The organism is Streptomyces sp. NBC_01235 (assembly GCF_035989285.1).
Lineage (GTDB): Bacteria > Actinomycetota > Actinomycetes > Streptomycetales > Streptomycetaceae > Streptomyces.
Genome location: NZ_CP108513.1, coordinates 7,223,123 through 7,245,563 on the forward strand (window position 1 = coordinate 7,223,123; position 22,441 = coordinate 7,245,563).

Here is a 22,441-nt window from a genome sequence, read left to right on the forward strand (position 1 = left end):
CGACCACGTGAACGACCGCCTGAAGAACTGCTTCCACAACCGCTTCCACAACTGCCTGAACCGTCTGAACCAGGAGCACGGTACTCGTGTCCATACCTCCGCCCCCCGGGCCCCACCAGCCCCAGGACCCGTACCAGCCTCCGCAGCCGCAGAGCCCGTACCCGCAGGACCCGTTCGCCCCGCCGCAGGACCCGTACGCCCAAGGGCCGTACGGTCCGCAGGGCCCGCACGGGTATCCGGGGCCGGGGCCGTATCCGCAGGCCCCTTACGGGGCGGCGCCCTACCCGGTGTGGGGGCAGGGGTACGGCCCCTTCGGCCGGCCCTCGCCGATCAACGGAGTGGCCATCGCCGCCCTGGTCCTCGGCATCCTCTGCTTCATTCCCGCCGTGGGGCTGGTGCTCGGGATCATCGCGCTGGTGCAGATCAAGAAGCGGGGGGAGCGCGGCAAGGGGATGGCGGTCGCGGGCGCGATCCTGTCCTCCGTGGGGCTCGCGCTGTGGGTCCTGGCGCTGGCCACGGGGGGCGCCTCCGAGTTCTGGGACGGGTTCAAGGAGGGCGCGAGCGCCAACTCCAGCTTCTCGCTCGCCAAGGGCGACTGCTTCGACGTGCCGGGCGAGACCTTCGACGAGGACGTCTACGACGTCGACGAGGTGGCCTGCTCCGGTGAGCACGACGCCGAGGTGTTCGCCACGGTCCCGCTGTCCGGCAGCGACTTCCCGGGCGACGACCACGTCACGGACGTGGCCGAGGACAAGTGCTACGCCCTCCAGGACGCCTACGCGATGGACACCTGGGCGCTGACCGACGAGGTCGACGTGTACTACCTCACGCCCACCTCCGAGAGCTGGGAGTGGGGCGACCGCGAGATCACCTGCGTCTTCGCCAACACCGACGAGTCCGGCACCCTCACCGGCTCGCTGCGCACCGACGCGACGACCCTCGACGCCGACCAACTGGCCTTCCTGAAGGCGATGGCCGCCGTCGACGAGGTCCTCTTCGAGGAGCCGGAGGAATACGCCGAGGAGGACCTGGCGGACAACCGGACCTGGGCCGGGGACATCGCGGACGCGACCGACGAGCAGGCGGCCGCGCTCGGCGCGCACACCTGGTCCGGGGCGGCCCGCGAGCCCGTCGCCGCTCTGGTGAAGGACATGCGGGCCGCGGGCAAGGAGTGGGCGGCGGCGGAGAAGGCCACGAACGTGGACGGCTTCTACACGCACTACGACACCGCCTACGAGTACGTCGACGGCGCCTCCACCGTCACCGCCCGCAAGGCTCTGGGCCTGGCCACCACCCCGCCCACGTACGACGAGGACGGCAGCGGGAGCGGCGGCACGGGCGGGGGAGACAGTGACAGCGGCCTCGATGTGTGATCACGCCCCTGGCGGGGAGAAAGTGCCTGGGTAATGCGTTTCCCGAGGAGATGTCATCACATCGAGTGATTCTCTGGCCTTTGCTTGCATGGCACAACCCACGGTTGCCAGGCTGTAGCTGTCTGTACAACCTGATGGGAGTGGCCAGTGACATTCGGTGAGCAGCCGGCGTATCTGCGTGTCGCGGGTGATCTGCGCAAGAAGATCGCCGACGGGTCGCTGCCACCTCGCACCCGCCTCCCGTCCCAGGCGAGAATCCGCGAGGAGTACGGCGTCTCCGACACCGTCGCCCTCGAGGCGCGCAAGGTGCTGATGGCCGAGGGGCTGGTCGAGGGGCGCTCCGGTTCCGGCACTTACGTGCGCGAGCGGCCTGTGCCGCGCCGGATCGCCCGCTCCGGCTACCGCCCCGTCAGTGGCGCCACGCCGTTCCGCCAGGAGCAGGCCGAGGCGCACACGTGCGGGACGTGGGAGTCCAGCAGTGAGCAGGTGGAGGCGTGCGTCGCCGTTGCGGAACGGCTGGGCATCCAGGCCGGCGACCGCGTGATGCGCACCAAGTACGTCTTCCGGGAGGCCGGCGAGGCGATGATGCTGTCCACCTCCTGGGAGCCCCTCGCCGTCACCGGCCGCACCCCCGTGATGCTGCCCGAGGAGGGGCCCCTCGGCGGCATGGGTGTCGTCGAGCGGATGCGGGCCATCGACGTCATCGTCGACAACGTCACGGAGGAGGTCGGCGCCCGGCCCGGTCTCGCAGAGGAACTCCTCGCGCTCGGCGGCGTCCCGGGGCACGTGGTCCTGGTCGTCCACCGCACGTACTACGCCTCCGGCCGGCCGGTGGAGACGGCCGATGTGGTGATCCCGGCCGACCGTTACCGGGTCGCCTACCACCTGCCGGTGAAGTAGCCGCGGCGGCGAACGGAGGGTGAACAACGCCCGCTTCCGGTGACGTGGTGAAGCAGTGGAGGCAGAGGGGCGGCCCGGGGCGGTAGCGCATTCGCCCGGGCGGCGCACACCCTTCCGGCAGTTGCCCCCGGTATCCGCCCGCCGCGGGGCCGCCCGCCCGCCGTCGGAATCCGGTCGTTTCCCGTCGTTCCCGCAGGTCGTCCGCCAGGTGCCCGGACCCCCGCCGACCGGACGCATCGCGGCGCGCGCACGGCGCGTTCGGTCCCGTGCGCCCCCTGCGTCTTGGCTGGTTGCGTACCTCTTTGTGCAAAGCCGTGTTCGGTGCGTAAAGGTAAGGCGTAGGCTCGGGCATATGCGGATTGCGGTTTCCTTGGAAGGCGGCGTGCACGGCGTGCCGCGTACGGGATCCGGGCAGGCCGGGGCGGGAAAGGGGCGTGGGGGGCGATGAACGACAGCACCATCTCTCTGCCCTGGCTTGTCATACGGCAGGACGACAACGGCAATCGCTACAGCGTGGGCAGGTACGCGACCCGGGCCGAGGCCCAGCAGATCGCGGACAGCCTCGACAGTCGCGGCCACAAGCAGCTCTACTGGGTCGAGCGCATTGGCCAGGGCCAGAACGAAACGCAGGCCCAGGCGCAGAACGGAGACGGCACCCGGAACTGACGTACCCCGCGGTCCCGTAGGCTCCGGCGCATGACGGAACGGATCGTGGTGGTGGGAGCCGCCCTGTTCGACGACGGCCGCCTGCTCGCCGCGCGCCGGAGCGCGCCCCCGGAACTCGCCGGGCGCTGGGAACTTCCCGGCGGCAAGGTCGAGGAGGGGGAGGCGCCCGAGGCTGCCCTGGTTCGCGAACTGCGCGAGGAACTCGGCGTCGACGCCGAGACCGTCGAGCGCGTCCCGGGGGAGTGGCCCCTGAAACCGCCCTACCTCCTCCAGGTGTGGACCGCCCGCCTGCGCACCGGATCCGCCGCTCCCCAGCCCCTCCAGGACCACGACGCGCTGCGCTGGCTCACCCCGGACGAGATCTGGAACGTCGACTGGCTCGACCAGGACGTACCCGCCGTACGCGAGACACTCGCCAAGCTCGACACCCGGGCCCGCTGAGCCGCGGACGCGCACCGGCCCGGGCCCGCCGGATCGGTCCGGGCCCAGGCGGGCGGGTCCGGGGGCGCGTCTGCCCCGGTCGGGATGATCCGGGGGCGCGTTGATCGAGGAGCGGGGCACCCCGTACCCCGTTCGTGCCACAGTGCGCCCTGCCGTGCGGTACCGCCTCGCGAATATCGGGTATGTGCCCATTAACCCCACGAAACCGGACAGGGGTGTACTCGCTGGCCTGGGAAGTGATCGGCGTGATCGACACCGAAGGCGACCGCGCCGAGTGGACGTTCCCCGCGGACCCCGGCGCGGTGCGCACCGCCCGCGGCGCTGTCCGGAGCCAGTTGCACGGTTGGGACCTCGACTGCCTGGGCGACCTCGCGGCCCTGCTGGTCAGCGAGCTGGTCACCAACGCCCTGCGGCATGCCACCGGCCCCATCGGCCTCCGTCTGGTGCGCCCCGCGGGTCTGTCGGGTGTGCTGCTGGTCGAAGTCTCCGACCCGCTGCCCGACCCGCCTCGCGAGCGCGTCGCGCGGCCCGAGGACGAGAGCGGGCGCGGACTCCAACTGGTCGCCTCCTCCTCGCGCCGCTGGGGCACCCGGCCCGGGGACACCGGCAAGACCGTGTGGTTCGAACTCGCGGTACCGGGTTGACGCGGCGTGTCGCGGGGATGAGCCGGTGTACGGCAGGGGTGGCCGTGTCCCCCGTCCGGTTCCGGTCGCCGACCGGTCCCGGAAGGTGTGGTTCGAGGACGTGCCCGCTGGTTAGAAGACTGGAAGTGTTGTCGCGGCACGGTCCAAAAAACGCCTGGACCGTGCTGTGATCGTGAACACCGTGTCGTGCGGACCCGTAGTGCTGGATACTGCGGGCAGCCGCCGCCGGTGACCGGTGCCGGACGCGGTGAGCTGGAGGGGACGGTTCGCGTGAGCGAGATACCAGCGAAGGCCACGGAGTCCGAGGACCCGTCGGGCGGCGCGAGGGCGAAGGCCGCGAGTGCGCTCGCCGCCGATGCCGTGCGCGGCTTCGGTGACGGGCAGGGCGAGGCGGCGACGTCCGGTGACGCCATGTGGCAGAGCAGTCCGCCCGGTTCGATCTACGACTACATCAAGGTCGCCTCGTTCTCCATCGGCCCCGACGGCCTCGTCGACCAGTGGAGTCTGCGCGCCGAGCAGATCTTCGGCATCCCCGCCGACAAGGCCGTCGGCATGGATCCCATCGACGCGTTCGTCGACCCGGACCTGCGCGAGCGCGGCCAGCGGAAGATGGCCGAGATCCTCGACGGGCGCGAGTGGACCGGCGTGGTCCCCTTCCGGATGCCCGACCCGGTGCCCGGCGGCGGGCGCGGCGAGCAGGGCCTCGCCGAGGTGTACGTCATGCCGACGCGCAGCCTGGACGGCGAGAAGGCCGCCGTGTGCATCGTCGTCGACGTCCGCACGCTCCGCAGCATCGAGACCGACCTCGCCGCCTCGCAGTCGATTTTCGGCCAATCCCCGTTCGGCTTCCTCCTGATCGACCCCGACCTTCGGATCCGCCGCGCCAACCAGCGGTTCTCCTCCATCTTCGGCGGCAGCCCCGACGACCACCGCGGCAAGGGCGTTCACGACTACCTGCCCCGGCCCGAGGCCGACCGGGTCAGCGCGACCCTGCGCAGAGTCCTCGAGACCGGCGACTCCATCACGGACATGCACGTCACCGGCTTCGTGCCGGGCTCCGACGAGCGCCGGCACTGGTCGATCAACCTCTACCGCGTGCACAGCGGCTCCGGCCGCCCCATCGGCATCGCCTGGCTCGGCACCGACATCACCGCCCGCCGCGCCGCCGCCCGCGAAGCCGCCGCCGCACGGCGTAATCTCGCCCTTCTGAACGAGGCGGGCGCCCGCATAGGGAACTCCCTCGACCTGGAGACGACCGCGCGCGAACTCCTCGACGTCGTCGTGCCCGGCTTCTGCGACCTCGCCACCGTCGACCTCTACCAGGGTCTCCTGGCCGGTGACGAGACCCCGTCCGGCCTTGCCGACGGCAGCGCCGAACTGCGCCGGGTCGCCTTCTCCTCCGCCGTCTCCGACGCCCCCTTCGTCGGCACCGGCGCGCCCGTCGCGGTCGGCGCCGTCCACCACTTCCCGTTCAACTCGCCCTGCGCGGACGCCCTGCGCACCGCCCGCCCGCAGGCCATCCCCGGCGAGGAGGGCGGCCTGGTGCAGTCCACCCTCGCCGTCCCGATGGTCGCCCACGACACCGTCGTCGGCCTCGCGCAGTTCTCGCGGACGAAGGGCAGCGAGCCGTTCGGGGACCGGGACCGGGATCTGGCCGTGGAGCTGGCGGCACGGGCGGCCGTCTGCATCGACAACGCACGGCTGTACCGGCGGGAGCACGAGCGGGCGTTGATACTGCAACGGTCGCTGCTGCCGCCCGGCGACCCGGTGGCCTCGGGCCTCGACATCGCCTGCCGCTACCTCCCCGGCAACGCCTCCACCGACCGGCCCAGCGAGGTCGGCGGCGACTGGTTCGACGTCATCGAACTGCCCGGTCACCGCACCGCGTTGGTCGTGGGAGACGTCATGGGACGCGGGCTGCGGGCGGCCGTAGCCATGGGTGAACTCCGCACCGCCGTACGGACCCTGGCCCTGCTCGACCTCGAACCGGCCGAAGTGCTCTCCGCGTTGGACGAGATCGCGCGCGGCCTCGGCGCGCCGGGCGGCGTCCAGCAGGCGACCCGGGCCGCCCGCCGTCCCCGCGAGGCCGACCTGTCCGAGGTGTACCTCGCGACATGCGTCTATGCGGTCTACGACTCGGTCACCCGCCGCTGCACCTTCGCCAACGCGGGCCATCTGCCCCCGGTCCTGGTCGAACCCGGCGAGCCGGCGCTGATGCTGGACGTGCCGCCGGGCATGCCGCTCGGCGTGGGCGGCGAACCCTTCGAGGAGGTGGAGGTCGACCTCCCCGAGGGCGCGCTGCTGGCGCTCTACACGGATGGCCTGGTCGAATCCCGCGACCACCCGCTGGACGAGGGCCTCAACGCGTTCGTAGGGGCGCTGACGGACCCGGTCAGCCCCCTGGAGGACGTCTGCGACCACGTCCTCAACACCCTCGACTCGCACCACGGCGAGGACGACATCGCGCTGCTGATGGCACGTGTGCAGGGCCTGCCTGCCGAATCGGTCGGCGACTGGACGCTGCCGCGTGAGCCGCGCAGCGTGGGCCGGGCGCGCGAGCACGCGCGCGGACAGCTGCTGTCCTGGGGCCTCGAACCCCTCGTCGACACGACGGAACTGCTGGTCAGCGAGCTGGTCACGAACGCGCTGCGGTACGGCGAGGGCGAGATCAGACTCCGGCTGCTGCTGGACCGCACCCTGGTGTGCGAGGTCTGGGACTCGGGCCTCGTCCAGCCGCGCCGCCGACGCGCCCGGGACACCGACGAGGGCGGCCGGGGCCTGCAGCTCGTGGGCCTCCTCTCGGCGGCCTGGGGCTCGCGTCGCACCCCGCGAGGCAAGACGGTGTGGTTCGAACTCCCGCTGCCGGACGGCGAGACGGGTCTGGCGGACCCGGCGGAGGCGTTGCTGAGCCTGTTCTGACGCGCGGTCACCCGTGGGCGGGCGCGGGTCCGACCGCTCGCCCGCCCGGTCCGGCGAAGCCCGCGGGCGTGCCGTCCTCGGGATCCTCGGCCGGGACGATGCCACCGAGGACGGCGCCGCCGGTGCCGGCCGTGCCGGCCGCGCCCACGTACGGGTTCCCGTGCGCCCGTACGTCGAGCTCCGCCAGCTCCCGGGCCGCCAGGGCGAGGGTGTCGGCGGGCGGGCGGTCCGCCGGGTCCCCCGTCGCGAGGAGCCGTTGCGCCTCCGCGAGGCGGGTGCGCGCGGTGGCGCCGACCGCGCCGCGGTGCGTCGCCACGAAGTCGGCCGCGGCGGCGGTGGCGGAGCGGGCGGTGATCAGGGCGGCGGCCGGCAGCACCCCGGCCCGCCCGGAGGCGACGGGCGCGGTCGCCCGCAGGATCCGACGCAGCACCCCGACGGGATCGTAGGGCTGACTTCCGGTCAGCTCCTGCCGCACGGAGTCCAGCACGGCGTCGGCATGCGACAGCCGGGCGTGCAGCTCGCCCGGGGCCGGGCCCGCGGGGCCGGGGACGGCCCTTGCCCCTTCCCCTTCCGGTTCCCCCTCCCGCCGCCCTTCCCTGACCCAGGACAACTCGGCCTCCGCGCCCGTGAGGGCGGCCGGGATCGTCAGCTCGGCGGCCCGCAGTTCCGCGGCCAGCCGGTCGACGCCCTCGACGAAGACGGCCGCCTGGGCGACGGCACCCTCGGCGGCCCGCAGATGCCGGGCCGCCCGCTCCGGTTGCCCCGAGTCAGCCGCCTGGCGGGCCTGGTTGAGCCGGACGGTGGCGAACACGAGCCGGTCCTTGGCCTGTTCGACGTTGCCGGTGACGGAGGCGGTGGCGGTCGGCGCGTACCGGGTCCGCAGCCCGGCGAGGACGGCTTCCGAGGCCCCCGCACGCCCCGTCAGCTCCCGAAACCTGCCCTCGGCGACCCCCACCGCCTCACCCGTCCCCCGTTCCAGCCCCCGCAGCTGCCCGAACGCGCCGGCCACGGAGTCCAGCCGGCGTCCGGCCTCCTCGCACCGTCCGACGATCCCGGCGAGCGCGTGCCCCCGGGCCGCCTCCTCCGCCGGCACCCCCTCGTCGTACCGCTGCCGCATCCGCAACGCGGCGGCGAGTTCGGACTCCGCCTCGTGGAGGGCCCGGTGGAAGCCCGCGACGGCCTCCGCCCCGAACAGCGTCTCGGCGAAGCCGAGTTCGGTGTGTGCCGCGCGGATCCGGTTGTCGGCCTCGACCAGCGCGGCGCGGGACTGCTCGTCGCGGGCGGCGAGGGGCGGCGACGACTTCGGAGGCGGTGGACTTCCGACCCCGCCGGGGGTCGTCCGGTCCCGGGTGCGACGGACCCGGCGTATGTACCCGTACCCGGCGACCACGCCCGCCGCGCCGACGGCGACGAGGGGGAGCACCAGATCGGCGGCGGAGGTCTCGTCCTCGTCGGCCGCGACGGCGCTCGCGGCGGGCGCCGAATTCTTGATCGCAACCGGAGCGTCGTCACCGGACGTCATCCCTGGCAACACCAGCCACACGACCCCGAGCGCACCACCCAGCACGGCATGAGCCACCCGCACGGATATGTGCGACCCGGCATGACGCGTCCGGCCTCGAAGCAAGAAAGAGGTCACATTTGGGAGCGTATGGCTGCGAATACGCCCACGCGACCGGGATGCACCCGAGGCGGGGGCCGTGGGACAGAACAACACGGGAGGGGGAACCCGCGATGAAACGACCACTGCGCCCCACGGGGCCGGACCGTCACCCGGAGACGGAACAGGACACAGGGACGGGCGAGGGCGAGGCGACGGGCGGGGGCGCGGCGATGGGGCGGGGTGCGGGGTCGGACGGGGACACGGACAGGGGTGCGGGTGCGGGGCGGGACACAGGGACGGGCGAGGGCGAGGCGACGGGCGGGGGCGCGGCGATGGGGCGGGGTGCGGGGTCGGACGGGGACACGGACAGGGGTGCGGGTGCGGGGCGGGACACAGGGACGGGCGAGGGCGAGGCGACGGGCGGGGGCGCGGCGATGGGGCGGGGTGCGGGGTCGGACGGGGACACGGACAGGGGTGCGGGTGCGGGGCGGGACACAGGGACGGGCGAGGGCGAGGCGACGGGCGGGGGCGCGGCGATGGGGCGGGGTGCGAGGTCGGACGGGGACACGGAGATGGGTGCGGGTGCGGGGCGGGGTGGGGAGAGGAACTCGGGTGACGGGGCGGGTGAGGATGCGGGGCCGGGGCGGGCGATGGAGGCGAGCCGGGACGGGGATGCGGACGGGGGAGCGGGGATGAATGCGGGTGCGGGGACGGGTCCGGGTGCGGGGATGAGCGGGGGTGCTGGGGCCGGGGCGGGCGCTGCCGTGGAGGTGGGGGAGGGGCCTGCCGTTGCGACAGAGGGGGCGCCCGTGTCCGCCCGGCGTCGGGGGCGGCGGTTGCGGCGTGTCGCGCTCGTCGTCGTTCTGCTGCTGCTCGGGCCGGTTCTCGTCGCCCAGGCCGCGCTCCGGGTGAACTACATGGGCGACCCGGCCGACGGCACCTACAGTCGCGGCAAGGACGCCATCTGGCTGGGCCACGCCTGGGTCGACGGGCGGAAGGACGACGCCGACGTCAAGGCGCTGGCCGGGCGGCTGCGGGACACCGGGATACGCGACCTGTACGTCCACGCCGGGCCCCTGGAGCACAACGGCACGCTCCCCAAGTCCGCGTATGCCCACGCTCGTTGGTTCATAGCCGCCGTGCACCGGGAGGCACCGAAGCTCCGAGTCCAGGCCTGGCTCGGCGACGTGCTGGCCAGTGAGAGCCCGAACGGCATGCGGCTGGAGCGTGCCGAGACGCGTGCCGCCGTCGTGCGGTCGACCCGCGAGATCCTCGCCGTCGGCTTCCAGGGTGCCCACTTCGACCTCGAACCCCTCCACTCCGACGACGGCGACTACCTCACCCTCCTCGACTCCCTGCGCGCCGTCACCCGCGCCCGCGACGCCCAACTCTCCGTCGCCGCCCACCAGATCGACCCGCTCCCCGGCTTCCACTCCTTCTGGGGCACGACCGCCGGTCACCCCAAGTGGTGGTCGCAGCGGTTCTTCGGCCAGGTCGCGCGCCGCGTCGACCAGATCGCCGTGATGTCGTACGACACCATGCAGCCGCTGGAGAGCACCTACGGCGGCTACGTCGCCCAGCAGACCTCCCTCGCCCTGGAGGTCACCCCCGCCTCCACCGACCTGCTGATGGGCCTGCCCTTCTACCGCGAGAACCGGTTCGGCCACTGGGCGCACGCGGAGACCGTCGCCGCCGCCGTCCGGGGGGTCCGCCTGGGCCTGTCCCGCACCGACGCCGACCGTGAGAACTTCGGCGTCGCGGCGTACGTGGACTTCACGGCGACGGAGACCGACTGGACGTCGTACGAAAACGGGTGGGTCCGGTAAGCGCTTGCCCGACACACTGGGACCGGTGACCCGCATCCGACACCACCTCACCGCCCCCGACCTCGCCCCCCTCGCCCACGCCGCCGGCGGCCCGCACCGCACCCTCGCCGGCGTCACCCGGCTGCCCGGCGGCAGCAAGAAGGGCGCCTACCGGCTGACGTACGACGACGGCTCGACGGCGATCGCGTACGTCTGGTCCCCGGACGAGGACTACTGGGACCACACGGAGGTCCCCGACCACCGTCGCCCCTTCTCGCCCGCCAACGGCCTCGGCCTCTTCACCGCCGCCCACGACCGCCTCGCCGCCGCCGGCGTCCGCACGCCCCGCCTGCTGCTCGCCGACGCCGCCGGCCGGTTCGTCGGCCCGTTGCGCCTGCTGGACGGCGATTTTCCCGCCCCGGGTCAAATGCGGGCCATCGCCGAGTCGAATCTCTTGCGGGTGCTGGAGATCCTGGGAACATGAGCGGCATGCACTGGACAGCGGTAGGTATCGCCGTGGCCATCATCACGGCCGTGGCGGCGGCAGGCGTCGCGGGCGTCACGACCGGCTGGACGCTGCCTTTCCGGCGGGAGAGGATCCTGCGGCCGAAGCTGTGGGGCGCGAGTCTGTTGCTGATCGCCTTCGGTATGGCCTTCTTCCTGTTCCTCGGCCCGCTGGGCGGCACGCCGTCCCGGCATCCCAACCTCCCGTTCCTCGGCCTGGCCGTGAACTTCGGGGGGCTCGCCCTCCAACTGCTCGCCCAGCGCCCCGGCCGTGCGCCCCTGCCGCCTAGGAAGACCGTCTCCTGATCTTCGACCCCAGCCACACCAGCGGGTCGTACTTGCGGTCGACCGCACGTTCCTTCAGGGGGATCAACGCGTTGTCCGTGATCTTGATGCCTTCGGGGCAGACCTCCGTGCAGCACTTGGTGATGTTGCAGTAGCCGAGGCCGTGTTCGTCCTGGGCCGTGCGCCCCCGGTCCAGGCCGGACTCCTCCGCCGCGTCCAGCGGGTGCATGTCGAGCTCGGCGACCCGCATGAGGAAGCGGGGACCGGCGAACGCCGTCTTGTTCTCCTCGTGGTCGCGGACGACATGGCAGGTGTCCTGGCACAGGAAGCACTCGATGCACTTGCGGAACTCCTGCGAGCGGTCCACGTCCTCCTGCATCATGCGGTACTCGCCGGGACCGACCCCCTCGGGCGGCACGAACGCCGGAACCTCCCTCGCCTTCTGGTAGTTGAAACCGACGTCCGTGACGAGGTCGCGGATCACCGGAAAGGCACGCAGGGGCGTGACGGTGATCGCCTCCTGGCGGTCGAAGACCGACATACGGGTCATGCACAGCAGCCGGGGCCGCCCGTTGATCTCCGCCGAACACGAACCGCACTTGCCCGCCTTGCAGTTCCAGCGGACGGCGAGGTCGGGCGCCTGGGTGGCCTGCAGGCGGTGGATGATGTCCAGGACCACCTCGCCGTCGTTCACCTCGACCTTGAAGTCGTCCAGGCCGCCGCCCTTCACGTCACCCCGCCACACCTTGAAGTGGGCGTCGTAGCTGCTCATTCGTACAGCTCCTCTTCGGTGAGGTACTTGACCAGCTCCTCCTTCTCGAAGAGGGCGAGCAGGTCGGGGCGGATGGGCTCGGTGGTCTCGCGGGTGAGGGTGATCTGGCCGTGAATGGGGTCCGTCGACCCCGGGCCGCCGACGGGGTCGGCCGGTGCGCACAGCAGGTTGACGTTGCGCCACCTGCGGTCCATCGTCGGATGGTCCTCGCGGGTGTGGCCGCCGCGCGACTCCGTGCGCTCCAGGGCCGCCCGGGCCACGCACTCGCTGACCAGCAGCATGTTGCGCAGGTCCAGCGCGAGGTGCCAGCCCGGGTTGAACTGCCGGTGCCCCTCGACGCCGGCCCGCCGCGCCCGCACGCGCAGCTCGGCCAGCTTCTCCAGGGCGTGCTCCATCTCGCCCTCGCGGCGGATGATGCCGACCAGGTCGTTCATGGTCTGCTGGAGTTCCTGGTGGAGGGTGTACGGGTTCTCCGGCGGGCGGCCGTCGGGGTCGGCGGGCCCCTCCGCGGAGAACGGCCGCAGCGCCTCCGCCGCGGCCGCGTCGATCTGGGCGTCGGCGATCGCCGGGCGTCCCGCACCAGCACCGAGCCCCGCCGCGTACTGCGCGGCGTGCAGGCCCGCCCGGCGGCCGAACACCAGCAGGTCGGAGAGCGAATTGCCGCCGAGCCGGTTGGAGCCGTGCATGCCGCCGGCCACCTCGCCGGCCGCGAACAGCCCCGGCACCCCGCGCGCGGCGGCCGTGTCGGAGTCGACCGCGATGCCGCCCATCACGTAGTGGCAGGTCGGCCCGACCTCCATGGGCTCCGCGGTGATGTCGACGTCCGCCAGCTCCTTGAACTGGTGGTACATGGAGGGCAGGCGGCGGCGGATGACCTCCGCCGGCATGCGCGTGGACACGTCGAGGAAGACCCCGCCGTGCGGGGAGCCGCGGCCCGCCTTGACCTCCGAGTTGATGGCGCGCGCGACCTCGTCACGGGGGAGCAGTTCGGGGGGACGCCGGTTGTGGTCCGGGTCCTCGTACCAGCGGTCGCCCTCCTCCTCCGACTCGGCGTACTTCTCCTTGAAGACGTCGGGGACGTAGTCGAACATGAACCGCTTGCCCTCGGAGTTGCGCAGCACCCCGCCGTCGCCGCGGACGGACTCCGTGACGAGGATGCCCTTGACCGACGGCGGCCAGACCATGCCCGTCGGGTGGAACTGCACGAACTCCATGTTGAGCAGCGGAGCGCCGGCGAGCAGGGCCAGCGCGTGGCCGTCGCCGGTGTACTCCCACGAGTTCGACGTCACCTTGAAGGACTTGCCGATGCCGCCGGTCGCGATCACCACGGCGGGCGCCCGGAGCACGAAGAAACGGCCGGTCTCGCGTTCGTAGGCGAAGACCCCCGACACCCGGCGACCGTCCTTGAGGATCCGGGTGACCGTGCACTCCTGGAAGACCTTCAGCCGCGACTCGTAGTCGCCGGTCTCCTTCCTGTCCTCCTGCTGGAGCGAGACGATCTTCTGCTGGAGGGTGCGGATCAGCTCCAGGCCCGTACGGTCGCCGACGTGCGCGAGGCGCGGGTACTCGTGGCCGCCGAAGTTGCGCTGGGAGATGCGGCCGTCCTTGGTGCGGTCGAACAGGGCGCCCCAGGTCTCCAGCTCCCACACCCGGTCCGGGGCCTCCTGGGCGTGCAGCTCGGCCATCCGCCACTGGTTGAGGAACTTGCCGCCGCGCAGGGTGTCGCGGAAGTGGACCTGCCAGTTGTCGTGCTCGTTGGCGTTGGCCATCGCCGCCGCGATGCCGCCCTCGGCCATCACCGTGTGCGCCTTGCCGAAGAGCGACTTGCAGATGACGGCGGTGCGGGCGCCGCGTTCCCGGGCCTCGATCGCGGCACGCAGTCCGGCGCCTCCCGCGCCGACCACGACGACGTCCCACTCCTGGCGGTCGACCACGGACATCAGCAGGCCCCACTCATCTAGAAAAACCTCGGATCGTCGAAGACACCGGACGCGACGAGATAGACGTAGAAGTCGGCGAGCGCCACGCTCACCAGCGACGCCCAGGCCAGCAGCATGTGGCGGGCGTTGAGCCGTCCGACGAACTGCCACGCCCTGTAGCGCACGGGGTGTCTGGAGAAGTGCTTCAGCTTGCCGCCGACGATGTGCCGGCAGGAGTGGCAGGACAGTGTGTACGCCCAGATCAGCGTGATGTTGAGCAGGAAGACCAGGGTGCCCAGGCCCATGTGGCCCCACGCGTAGTGCTCGTCGCGGAAGGCGAGCACGGTGTCGTACGTCAGGATCCCGGCGACGACGATCGCCGCGTAGAAGAAGTACCGGTGGATGTTCTGCAGGATCAGCGGGAAGCGGGTCTCGCCGGTGTACTTCTCGTGCGGCTCGGCCACCGCGCAGGCCGGCGGCGAGGCCCAGAAGCCCCGGTAGTAGGCCTTGCGGTAGTAGTAGCAGGTCAGGCGGAAGCCGAGCGGGAAGATCAGGATGATGATCGCGGGCGAGATGCCCCACCAGCCGCCGAAGATCTCCGCGTTGGGGCCCGCGTGCATGGGCCGGCAGTTCTCCGCCAGGCACGGGGAGTAGAAGGGCGAGACGTACGGCGCCGCGTAGTAGTCCGCGTTCGCGAAGGCCCGCCAGGTCGAGTAGGCGATGAACGCCAGCAGACCGGCGGCGGTGGCGGCGGGGGCCAGCCACCAGCGGTCGGTCCGCAGATGGGGCGCGGCGATCGCGGCGCGCCCGGCGCCGCGTACGCCGCTCGGGGGATGGGGGTCGGTGGGTGGAGGTTCCGTACCAGTGGCCAACTCAGGACTCCGGTCGGGTCAGGGTGCGTGTCGGTCCCGGGCGCCGAGTCCCTCGTCGTCGGTGTCGATCCACAGGGAGTCGTCGTACGGGGTGTCGGGGATGGTGACGAGCTCGGGCTTGCGCGGCGAGGCCGGTTGGGTGGCCGCCTCGCGCAGCAGCGCGACGCTCTCGCGCAGATGGTCGGCGTCGGTGCGCACGCGGCGCATCTCCAGGCCGCCGCTGCCGAGCTGCTGCTCCAGGCGGCCGACGGACCGGGAGAGGTCGTCGAGGCAGCGCTGGACCGATGTCAGGTCGTCGTGCACGGACATGACGTACCTCGCTTCCGTGGGCCTGAGCCCTGGACGGCAACGTTCATGCGCCTGCGAGTGTTGCGCGTCACACCGGTCGGTGTGAAGGCGTGTGCAGCGATTGGCGGATGCGGAAGGGGTGTATTGCTCCGCACGAGTGACCTTGGACGGTCCCGCCGCCGTGTCGCTTCCGGCAGGCGAACCCTTTCCTCTTCAGTGAGCCGTAGATCTGATCAACTCCAAAATACCGCCAAATGTGATCAGAACGCACCGGCAGCGGCTCCCCGGAGGTACCAGAGATGTCGATGTCCCACGACGGCGTCGGCCCGCGCGCGGCCCAGCGCTCGGTCGCCTTCCTCACCGCGGGTGCGCTCGCGGTGCCCCTGCTGGCCGGCTGCGGCTCCGCCGACGAGGCCGGCCGGCCCCTGGCCCGCCAGGACATCGCCCCGGCCGCCCGCGGCCTGGTCGCCGAGGGCGGCACGCTGCGCTGGGCCGTGGACGTGGTCCCGGACACCCTCAACACCTTCCAGTCGGACGCCGACGCCACGACCACCCGGGTCGCCCAGGCCGTCCTGCCCGCGATGTACCGGCTCGACGTGAACGGACGGCCGCGGCGCGACGCCGACTACCTGGAGTCCGCCAAGGTCGTCGACACCGAGCCCAAGCAGGTCGTGCTGTACAAGCTGAACCAGCAGGCCGTCTGGAGCGACGGCCGCGAGATCGGCGCCGCGGACTTCGCCGCCCAGTGGCGCGCCCTGTCGGGCAAGGACAGCGCCTACTGGACCGCTCGCAACGCCGGCTACGACCGCATCGAGAAGATCGAGCGCGGGGCCAACGACCTGGAGGTCCGGGTCACCTTCCGCCGCCCCTACGCCGACTGGCGGTCGCTGTTCTCGCCGCTGTACCCGAAGGACGTCATGGGCACGCCCGACTCCTTCAACGACGGGGCCCGCACCAAACTGAAGGTGACCGCCGGGCCGTTCCTCGTGAAGAAGGTCGACCGCAAGAACGACCAGGTGCGCCTGACCCGCAACCCGCGCTGGTGGGGGCGGCCGGCCAAGCTCTCCGAGATCGTGCTGACGGCCGTCCCCCGGGGCGAGCGGGCGTCCGCGCTGGCCGCCGGGAAGCTCGATCTGGCCGAGGTCGACCCGGCCGCCGCGCAGCGGGTCGACGGCGCCACGAACGGCGCGGCCGGACCGCTCGCCGGTCCCGGCGCCGGGCGCACCGCCGCGAAGGCGCTGCGCTCCTGGGCCCTCGCCCACGGCTCCGACGAGGACGCGGCCGAGGACGAGGTGCAGGCCCGTACGAAGCTGACCAGGGCGATCGCCCAGTGGGAGCGGCAGCAGAAGGCGCTGCGCGCATTCGAGGTGCGCAGATCGCTGGAGCCGGCGTACACCCAGCTGGCGCTGAACGGCGCGGCCGGGCCGCTGGCGGACGAGCGGGTGCGGCGGGCCGTCGCCCGCGCGCTGGACCGCAAGGAACTGGCCAAGCTCGTGCTGAAGCCGCTGGGCCTGCCCGCACAGCCCGTCGGCAGCCACCTGGCCCTGGCCGGGCAGGACGCGTACGCCGACAACAGCGGGGCGCTGGGCGGGCAGGACACGTCCGAGGCGCAGGCGCTGCTCGCGGACGCCGGCTGGGTGCTCGGAGGCCCGGTCAAGGAGCAGCCGAAGGGCGAGAAGGCGGCCGGGTCGGCGGGGAAGAAGGCCGCCGACTCCGCGGACGGCGACGACGGCGCCCACGTCGTCGGCGAGGACGACAAGGCGTCGGCCGAGACGGGCCGCGAGGAGAAGCGGCACGCCCTCAAGGGCGAGAACGCGCGGAAGGGCGAGGACGGCGGGCAGCAGCTCGCCCAGGACGGCAAGCAGTACAAGCAGCTGCACCCGGGGGGCGCGCCCGGCGCGTACGCCCCGAAGGGCACCGCGGCGCCGAAGGGCAGTGCCGCGCCGGCCGTGGCCGCGGGGAAGGCGTTGGCCAAGAACGGCAAGGCGCTCAGCCTGCGGTTCGTGCTGCCGTCCGGCCCGGGGTCGGAGTCGCTGGCGGCGGTCGCCGAGCGGATCACGAGGATGCTGGCGAAGGTCGGCATCCGCACGGAGATCACCAAGGTCTCGGACGAGAGCTACTTCAAGGACCACATCGCCTCCGGCCAGTACGACCTCGCCCTGTACTCCTGGCCCGCGTCCGCCTTCCCCGCCACCGACGCCCGGCCGATCTACGCCAAGCCGGTGCCGGCCGCCGACGGCTCGCTGAGCGTCGAGCAGAACTACACGCGGGTCGGCACCGACCAGGTCGACCAGTTGTTCGACCGAGCCCTCTCGACCCTGGACGCGGACGAGGAGCGGTCCCTGATCCGCAAGGCCGACTCCCGCATCTGGGCGGCCGCCGGATCGATTCCTCTCTACCAGCGCCCCCAGCTGACGGCGGTACGGAAGACCGTGGTCAACGCGGGCGCCTTCGGTTTCCAGACCCCCGTCTACGAGGACATGGGATTCCTGAAGAAGGGCGCGAAGGTCCCCGCGAGCGCCGCCAAGAAGTGAGCGCCGAAGTGAGCGCGAGGTGATCGCCGGATGAACCGTGTAGCCCTGTGGAGGCCCTTCCCCGCCGGGCCACGTACGATGGGGTGAGGCCGTGGCGTGTCAAGCCCGGCAGGGCCCGCGTAACACAGACGTACGCAGCAGGGTCGCCCTCACACTCCGGGAGAACGCCGCTTTATGGCCACGCGCCACGACATTCGCAACGTAGCCATCGTCGCCCACGTCGACCACGGCAAGACGACTCTGGTCGACGCCATGCTCAAGCAGGCCGGCGCCTTCGCCGCGCACGCCGCCGAGTCGCTCGACGACCGCATGATGGACTCGAACGACCTGGAGCGTGAGAAGGGCATCACGATCCTCGCCAAGAACACGGCGGTGAAGTACCACCCCAAGGACGGGGGGGACGTCGTGACCATCAACATCATCGACACCCCCGGTCACGCCGACTTCGGCGGTGAGGTCGAGCGTGGTCTGTCGATGGTCGACGCCGTCGTGCTGCTGGTGGACGCCTCCGAGGGCCCGCTGCCGCAGACCCGCTTCGTGCTGCGCAAGGCGCTGCAGGCCCGCCTGCCCGTCATCCTGTGCATCAACAAGACGGACCGGCCCGACTCGCGCATCGACGAGGTCGTCAACGAGGCCTACGACCTCTTCCTCGACCTCGACGCCGACGAGGACCAGATCGAGTTCCCGATCGTCTACGCGTGTGCGCGGGACGGCGTCGCCTCGCTGACCAAGCCGGAGGACGGCACGGTCCCGAAGGACAGCGACAACCTGGAGCCCTTCTTCTCCACGATCCTGTCGCACGTCCCGGCTCCGGAGTACGACGAGGAGGCTCCGCTCCAGGCGCACGTCACCAACCTGGACGCCGACAACTTCCTCGGCCGTATCGCGCTGCTGCGCGTCGAGGAGGGCGAGCTGCGCAAGGGGCAGACCGTCACGTGGATCAAGCGTGACGGCACGATGTCCAACGTGCGCATCACCGAGCTGCTGATGACCGAGGCGCTCACCCGCAAGCCCGCCGAGAAGGCCGGCCCGGGCGACATCTGCGCCGTCGCCGGTATCCCGGAGATCATGATCGGCGAGACCCTCGCCGACCCCGAGAACCCGATCGCGCTGCCGCTCATCACGGTCGACGAGCCGGCCATCTCGATGACCATCGGCACCAACACCTCGCCGCTGGTCGGCCGTGGCGGTACCGGCAAGGGCGCCGACAACAAGGCCGCGGTCAAGGACCGCAAGGTCACCGCGCGTCAGGTCAAGGACCGGCTGGACCGCGAGCTCGTCGGTAACGTCAGCCTCCGTGTCCTGGACACCGAGCGTCCGGACGCCTGGGAGGTGCAGGGCCGCGGTGAGCTGGCGCTGGCCATCCTGGTCGAGCAGATGCGCCGTGAGGGCTTCGAGCTGACCATCGGCAAGCCGCAGGTCGTCACGAAGGACGTCGACGGCAAGGTCTACGAGCCCGTCGAGCGCATGACGATCGACGTGCCCGAGGAGCACATGGGCGCCGTCACGCAGCTCATGGGCGTCCGCAAGGGCCGGATGGACAACATGTCCAACCACGGCTCGGGCTGGGTCCGCATGGAGTTCGTCGTCCCCTCCCGCGGTCTCATCGGCTTCCGTACCGAGTTCCTGACCGGTACGCGCGGCACGGGCATCGCCCACTCCATCCACGAGGGCCACGAGCCGTGGTTCGGCACGCTGACGACCCGTAACAACGGCTCGCTGGTCGCCGACCGCGCCGGCGCCGTCACCGCGTTCGCGATGACGAACCTCCAGGAGCGCGGCGTACTGTTCACCGACCCCGGCACCGAGGTGTACGAGGGCATGATCGTCGGCGAGAACTCGCGCTCCGACGACATGGACGTGAACATCACCAAGGAGAAGAAGCTCACGAACATGCGGTCGTCCTCGGCCGACTCGTTCGAGGCGATCGTCCCGCCGCGCAAGCTGTCGCTGGAGCAGTCGCTGGAGTTCTGCCGTGACGACGAGTGCGTCGAGGTGACCCCGGAGGCGGTCCGCATCCGCAAGGTCGTGCTCGACCAGCGCGACCGCGCGCGCACCGCCAGCCGCGCCAAGCACGGCTGATCCAGGCGTAGTTCGCAGCCGGAGCACACTCCGAAGCCCGGGTGCCCCCGTCGTGGGGGCACCCGGGCTTTTCGCGCCTGTGCCAGTACCTGCTCAAGGGCGCTGCCCTCATCGCAACACCCGTCCGCCCGGGGTCTGTTGAACTCCAGGCCCCGGCTGGACTCGGACCACCTCGCTCGCCGCCGTCCCCGGCGCCCCGCCGTCGCCGCTGACCCCGCCGCCCGGCTGTCGCTTCCAGCCCCGCTACACCTTCCGGGACCAGGTCGGCGGCAACCGCTGCGCCACCGAACGCCCCCTGCTCGCCCCGGACCGCGCCTGCGCCCGCCATCTCACGGCGGAACAGAAGCGGGACCCGCCACGACGCTGCCGCCGTGGCGATCGGATGGCGCGCCCAGGGGCACCCGATCCGGCGACTGACACCACCGCCCCCTGCACACCGGATGGATGTGCAGGGGCATCGGACCGTCCTGGCCGGACCGGGCATCCTTGGGCGTGTGGGACCCCGCCCCCGCATCCCCGGACCACGCACACGATGCGTACCGCCCGGACGCGGAGCGAACGCGGGCAACCAGAACGCCCAACACCGTTCGGGGCGCTCGGCTGAGCATGAATCCTGGAAACAGGACCCATTCCCGCTCAGTCCACAGGAACGGTAGGGCAGGCTCCAAGGAGCAGGCACGTGAAGAAGGCCAGGAGGAGCACGTGAAGAAAGAGGAACTCGTACTCCCCGCCCCGCGTGAGGGCGATCCCCAAGGTGCCGGGGAGCCGTTGCTCGTCGTGGAGGGGCTCACCAAGCACTTCCCGGTCAAGGGCGGCTTCCCGATCCGGCGTACGGTCGGCCGGGTGCAGGCCGTGGACGGCGTCGACCTGAGCGTGCGGGTCGGCGAGAGCTTCGGCCTGGTGGGGGAGTCGGGGTGCGGCAAGTCCACGACCGGCCGGCTGATCACCAGGCTCCTGGAGCCCACGGCCGGGACGATCACGTACCGAGGGCAGGACATCAGCCACGCCTCGCGCAGCCGGCTGGCGCCGATCCGGTCCGAGATCCAGATGATCTTCCAGGACCCCTACTCCTCCCTCAACCCCCGGCAGACGGTCGGCAAGATCGTCTCCGGGCCGATGGAGATCAACGACATCAACCCGGCGGGCGGGCGCGAGGGGCGGGTACGCGAGCTGCTGGAGATCGTCGGTCTCAACCCGGAGCACTACAACCGCTTCCCGCACGAGTTCTCCGGCGGCCAGCGCCAGCGCATCGGTGTCGCCCGGGCGTTGGCCCTCGAACCCAAGCTGATCGTGGCCGACGAGCCGGTCTCCGCGCTCGACGTGTCCATCCAGGCCCAGGTCGTCAACCTGCTCCAGCAGGTCCGGCAGGAACTCGGCATCGCGTTCCTGTTCATCGCCCACGACCTGGCCGTCGTACGGCACTTCTCGCAGCGGGTCGCGGTGATGTACCTCGGGAAGATCATCGAGGTCGGCGACCGGGACTCCATCTACACCCGGCCGCGGCACCCCTACACCCACGCGCTGCTCTCCGCGGTCCCCGAGGTGAACGTCACGGACGGGGAGACGACCGCACGGGAGCGGATCCGGCTGGCCGGTGACGTGCCGTCGCCCATCTCCCCGCCCTCGGGCTGCCGGTTCCGCACACGGTGCTGGAAGGCGCAGGAGAAGTGCGCGGCCGAGGAGCCGCCGCTGGTGCGGATCTCCGGAAACCGTGAAGGCCACCTGACGGCCTGCCACTTTCCGGAGGAGCCGACGATCGAGGGGCGCGAGGAGGACATCGTGCTGGATCCGGCGCTGGCGGACGAATCCAGCTCCTCTGGGGGTCCCCCCGCTTGAGCGAAGCCGAGCGTGGGGGACTTCGAGGACGAGGCCCGTTCAGCGCCGAAGCGGGGGCCTGGGGGCCGCAGGCCCCCGCCGACGCGCACTCCGGCGACCAGGGCGCTTCTGACGGCTCTTGGTCTGCCGCCGGTTGACCCGATTGGCTTGGCGCGGGGCGCCTCGTGAGGCGACGGTTGCCTCGCCAGGCGCAGCTGTTTCGGGCGGGGGACGGCTTCAAGAGCCGTCTACCCGACCGGCGTCACCACGGTGATGATCTCCGGGCTCGTCGGCGTCAACGGGCCCCTGTCCCAGTCCCCGTACTGCTCCACGACCCGCAGCCCGGCCTCCGTCAGGAAACCGGTCAGGGCATCGGCGGCGAGAAAGCGGAGCGTCCCGCGGCTGACCCGGCTGACCCGGCTGCCGGGCGAGTCGAAGGTCGTCGTGAACGTCACCCGGTCGCCGGACGGTTCGTCCTCGACCTCGTGCCAGACCCGTACGACACGGCCGTCGGCGTCGGTGACCTCGCGCACCCGGTCCGGGGTCCAGGTCCGCCAGGCCCGCGCTGCCGGGTTGCGGGTCTCGAACACGAACCGCCCGCCGGCGCCGAGGGCGGAGCGTACGGCCCCTAGCGCGGTGCGCAGTTCCTCGTCGCCGAGGAACACCTGGAAGGCGTGGCCCTTCATCACGACGAGGTCGAACTCGCCGTTCCACAGACGGGTGCGGAGGTCGCCCAGCAGCCACTCCACACCGGGCGCCCGGCGCCGGGCGTGTACGAGCATCGCGGCCGCCGGGTCGAGGCCGGTGAGCCGCCCCGGGTGGCCGTCCGCCGCGGCCCGCGCGAGGACCCGGCCCGTGCCGCAGCCGACGTCGAGCACCGCGTCGGCGGATCTCACCAGGCCCAGGTAGAAGTCGTCGTCCGGCCCCCACGGATAGATGCTGTCGTACAGCGCGGCGAGTGCGAGATCCGCGAACGAATGATCGACCACCGCGGCAGTCTGCCACACCCGGGTACGGCA

The 22,441-nt window shown here is 71.9% G+C and carries 18 protein-coding genes and 1 pseudogene; 13 read left to right on the top strand and 6 right to left on the bottom strand.

Annotated elements, in window-relative coordinates; genetic code table 11:
- Positions 1-86 precede the first annotated feature (86 nt).
- From OG289_RS32575 to OG289_RS32600, 6 genes are all read left to right on the top strand, one after another.
- Positions 87-1,373, top strand: coding sequence for a DUF4190 domain-containing protein (locus tag OG289_RS32575; protein WP_327317622.1), 1,287 nt, complete (start codon positions 87-89; stop codon positions 1,371-1,373).
- Positions 1,374-1,520: 147 nt separating this feature from the next.
- Positions 1,521-2,273, top strand: a complete 753-nt coding sequence (locus OG289_RS32580; RefSeq protein WP_327317623.1) for a GntR family transcriptional regulator — start codon at positions 1,521-1,523, stop codon at positions 2,271-2,273.
- Between the two features lie 444 nt (positions 2,274-2,717).
- Entirely contained in the window at positions 2,718-2,939 is a 222-nt protein-coding gene (locus OG289_RS32585) for a hypothetical protein (RefSeq protein ID WP_327317624.1), read from the top strand.
- Positions 2,940-2,969: 30 nt separating this feature from the next.
- Positions 2,970-3,380 carry a (deoxy)nucleoside triphosphate pyrophosphohydrolase gene (locus OG289_RS32590; protein WP_327317625.1) on the top strand — a complete coding sequence of 137 codons (411 nt, stop codon included), beginning with the start codon at positions 2,970-2,972 and terminating at the stop codon, positions 3,378-3,380.
- Positions 3,381-3,595: 215 nt separating this feature from the next.
- Entirely contained in the window at positions 3,596-4,024 is a 429-nt protein-coding gene (locus tag OG289_RS32595) for an ATP-binding protein (protein ID WP_327317626.1), read from the top strand.
- Positions 4,025-4,294: 270 nt separating this feature from the next.
- Positions 4,295-6,943, top strand: a complete 2,649-nt coding sequence (locus OG289_RS32600; protein ID WP_327317627.1) for a SpoIIE family protein phosphatase — start codon at positions 4,295-4,297, stop codon at positions 6,941-6,943.
- A 7-nt stretch (positions 6,944-6,950) separates the two neighbouring features.
- Here OG289_RS32600 and OG289_RS32605 read toward each other — a convergent pair whose 3' ends face one another.
- A complete protein-coding gene (locus OG289_RS32605) occupies positions 6,951-8,465 on the bottom strand; it encodes a hypothetical protein (RefSeq protein WP_327317628.1) in 1,515 nt (504 codons plus the stop codon).
- Between the two features lie 731 nt (positions 8,466-9,196).
- Between OG289_RS32605 and OG289_RS32610 the strand changes: the two genes are divergently transcribed.
- Genes OG289_RS32610 through OG289_RS32620 form a run of 3 tightly spaced genes read left to right on the top strand, consistent with a single transcriptional unit; the run spans position 9,197 to position 11,161 of the window.
- Complete coding sequence (locus tag OG289_RS32610; RefSeq protein WP_442819111.1) at positions 9,197-10,372, top strand: hypothetical protein; 1,176 nt, start codon at positions 9,197-9,199, stop codon at positions 10,370-10,372.
- A gap of 25 nt (positions 10,373-10,397) precedes the next feature.
- Positions 10,398-10,835: a hypothetical protein gene (locus OG289_RS32615; RefSeq protein WP_327317630.1), complete on the top strand. Its 438-nt coding sequence runs from the start codon at positions 10,398-10,400 to the stop codon at positions 10,833-10,835.
- Positions 10,832-11,161 (top strand): hypothetical protein, encoded by a 330-nt coding sequence (locus OG289_RS32620; RefSeq protein WP_327317631.1) that lies wholly within the window; start codon positions 10,832-10,834, stop codon positions 11,159-11,161. The genes OG289_RS32615 and OG289_RS32620 overlap by 4 nt, the downstream gene beginning before the upstream one ends.
- On the opposite strand, the gene OG289_RS32625 is transcribed toward OG289_RS32620, so the two are convergent.
- Genes OG289_RS32625 through OG289_RS32640 form a run of 4 tightly spaced genes read right to left on the bottom strand, consistent with a single transcriptional unit; the run spans position 11,142 to position 15,012 of the window.
- Entirely contained in the window at positions 11,142-11,912 is a 771-nt protein-coding gene (locus tag OG289_RS32625) for a succinate dehydrogenase/fumarate reductase iron-sulfur subunit (RefSeq protein ID WP_327317632.1), read from the bottom strand. The two genes, OG289_RS32620 and OG289_RS32625, sit on opposite strands and share 20 nt — an antisense overlap.
- Positions 11,909-13,852, bottom strand: a complete 1,944-nt coding sequence (locus OG289_RS32630) for a fumarate reductase/succinate dehydrogenase flavoprotein subunit (RefSeq protein WP_327317633.1) — start codon at positions 13,850-13,852, stop codon at positions 11,909-11,911. Before OG289_RS32630 ends, OG289_RS32625 begins: the two co-directional genes overlap by 4 nt.
- A gap of 17 nt (positions 13,853-13,869) precedes the next feature.
- The gene (locus tag OG289_RS32635) at positions 13,870-14,703 is read right to left on the bottom strand and encodes a hypothetical protein (protein WP_327317634.1); all 834 of its coding nucleotides are present in this window, start codon (positions 14,701-14,703) and stop codon (positions 13,870-13,872) included.
- 18 nt (positions 14,704-14,721) lie between these two features.
- On the bottom strand, positions 14,722-15,012 hold the full coding sequence (locus OG289_RS32640) for a hypothetical protein (RefSeq protein WP_327317635.1): 291 nt from the start codon (positions 15,010-15,012) through the stop codon (positions 14,722-14,724).
- 284 nt (positions 15,013-15,296) lie between these two features.
- On the opposite strand from OG289_RS32640, the gene OG289_RS32645 reads away from it, so the two are divergent.
- The 4 genes and pseudogenes from OG289_RS32645 to OG289_RS32660 all read left to right on the top strand — a co-directional run bounded on the left by OG289_RS32645 (position 15,297) and on the right by OG289_RS32660 (position 21,443).
- Positions 15,297-17,525: an ABC transporter family substrate-binding protein gene (locus OG289_RS32645; protein ID WP_327320875.1), complete on the top strand. Its 2,229-nt coding sequence runs from the start codon at positions 15,297-15,299 to the stop codon at positions 17,523-17,525.
- 174 nt (positions 17,526-17,699) lie between these two features.
- Positions 17,700-19,607 carry a translational GTPase TypA gene (typA, locus tag OG289_RS32650; protein ID WP_327317636.1) on the top strand — a complete coding sequence of 636 codons (1,908 nt, stop codon included), beginning with the start codon at positions 17,700-17,702 and terminating at the stop codon, positions 19,605-19,607.
- A 341-nt stretch (positions 19,608-19,948) separates the two neighbouring features.
- Positions 19,949-20,263: pseudogene (locus OG289_RS32655) on the top strand (IS200/IS605 family accessory protein TnpB-related protein); the annotation flags it as partial.
- A gap of 46 nt (positions 20,264-20,309) precedes the next feature.
- Positions 20,310-21,443 (top strand): ABC transporter ATP-binding protein, encoded by a 1,134-nt coding sequence (locus tag OG289_RS32660; protein WP_327317637.1) that lies wholly within the window; start codon positions 20,310-20,312, stop codon positions 21,441-21,443.
- Positions 21,444-21,670: 227 nt separating this feature from the next.
- Here the strand turns inward: OG289_RS32660 and OG289_RS32665 are convergent, their stop codons facing one another.
- Positions 21,671-22,411, bottom strand: coding sequence for a class I SAM-dependent methyltransferase (locus tag OG289_RS32665; RefSeq protein ID WP_327317638.1), 741 nt, complete (start codon positions 22,409-22,411; stop codon positions 21,671-21,673).
- Positions 22,412-22,441 lie beyond the last annotated feature (30 nt).

Coding starts and splice junctions, on each gene's coding strand:
- OG289_RS32620 (WP_327317631.1), top strand. CDS start 10,832: ATGAGCGGCATGCACTGGACAGCGGTAGGTATCGCCGTGGCCATCATC.
- OG289_RS32585 (WP_327317624.1), top strand. CDS start 2,718: ATGAACGACAGCACCATCTCTCTGCCCTGGCTTGTCATACGGCAGGAC.
- OG289_RS32625 (WP_327317632.1), bottom strand. CDS start 11,912: ATGAGCAGCTACGACGCCCACTTCAAGGTGTGGCGGGGTGACGTGAAG.
- OG289_RS32645 (WP_327320875.1), top strand. CDS start 15,297: ATGTCCCACGACGGCGTCGGCCCGCGCGCGGCCCAGCGCTCGGTCGCC.
- OG289_RS32630 (WP_327317633.1), bottom strand. CDS start 13,852: ATGTCCGTGGTCGACCGCCAGGAGTGGGACGTCGTCGTGGTCGGCGCG.
- OG289_RS32605 (WP_327317628.1), bottom strand. CDS start 8,465: ATGACGTCCGGTGACGACGCTCCGGTTGCGATCAAGAATTCGGCGCCC.
- OG289_RS32610 (WP_442819111.1), top strand. CDS start 9,197: ATGGAGGCGAGCCGGGACGGGGATGCGGACGGGGGAGCGGGGATGAAT.
- typA (WP_327317636.1), top strand. CDS start 17,700: ATGGCCACGCGCCACGACATTCGCAACGTAGCCATCGTCGCCCACGTC.
- OG289_RS32590 (WP_327317625.1), top strand. CDS start 2,970: ATGACGGAACGGATCGTGGTGGTGGGAGCCGCCCTGTTCGACGACGGC.
- OG289_RS32640 (WP_327317635.1), bottom strand. CDS start 15,012: ATGTCCGTGCACGACGACCTGACATCGGTCCAGCGCTGCCTCGACGAC.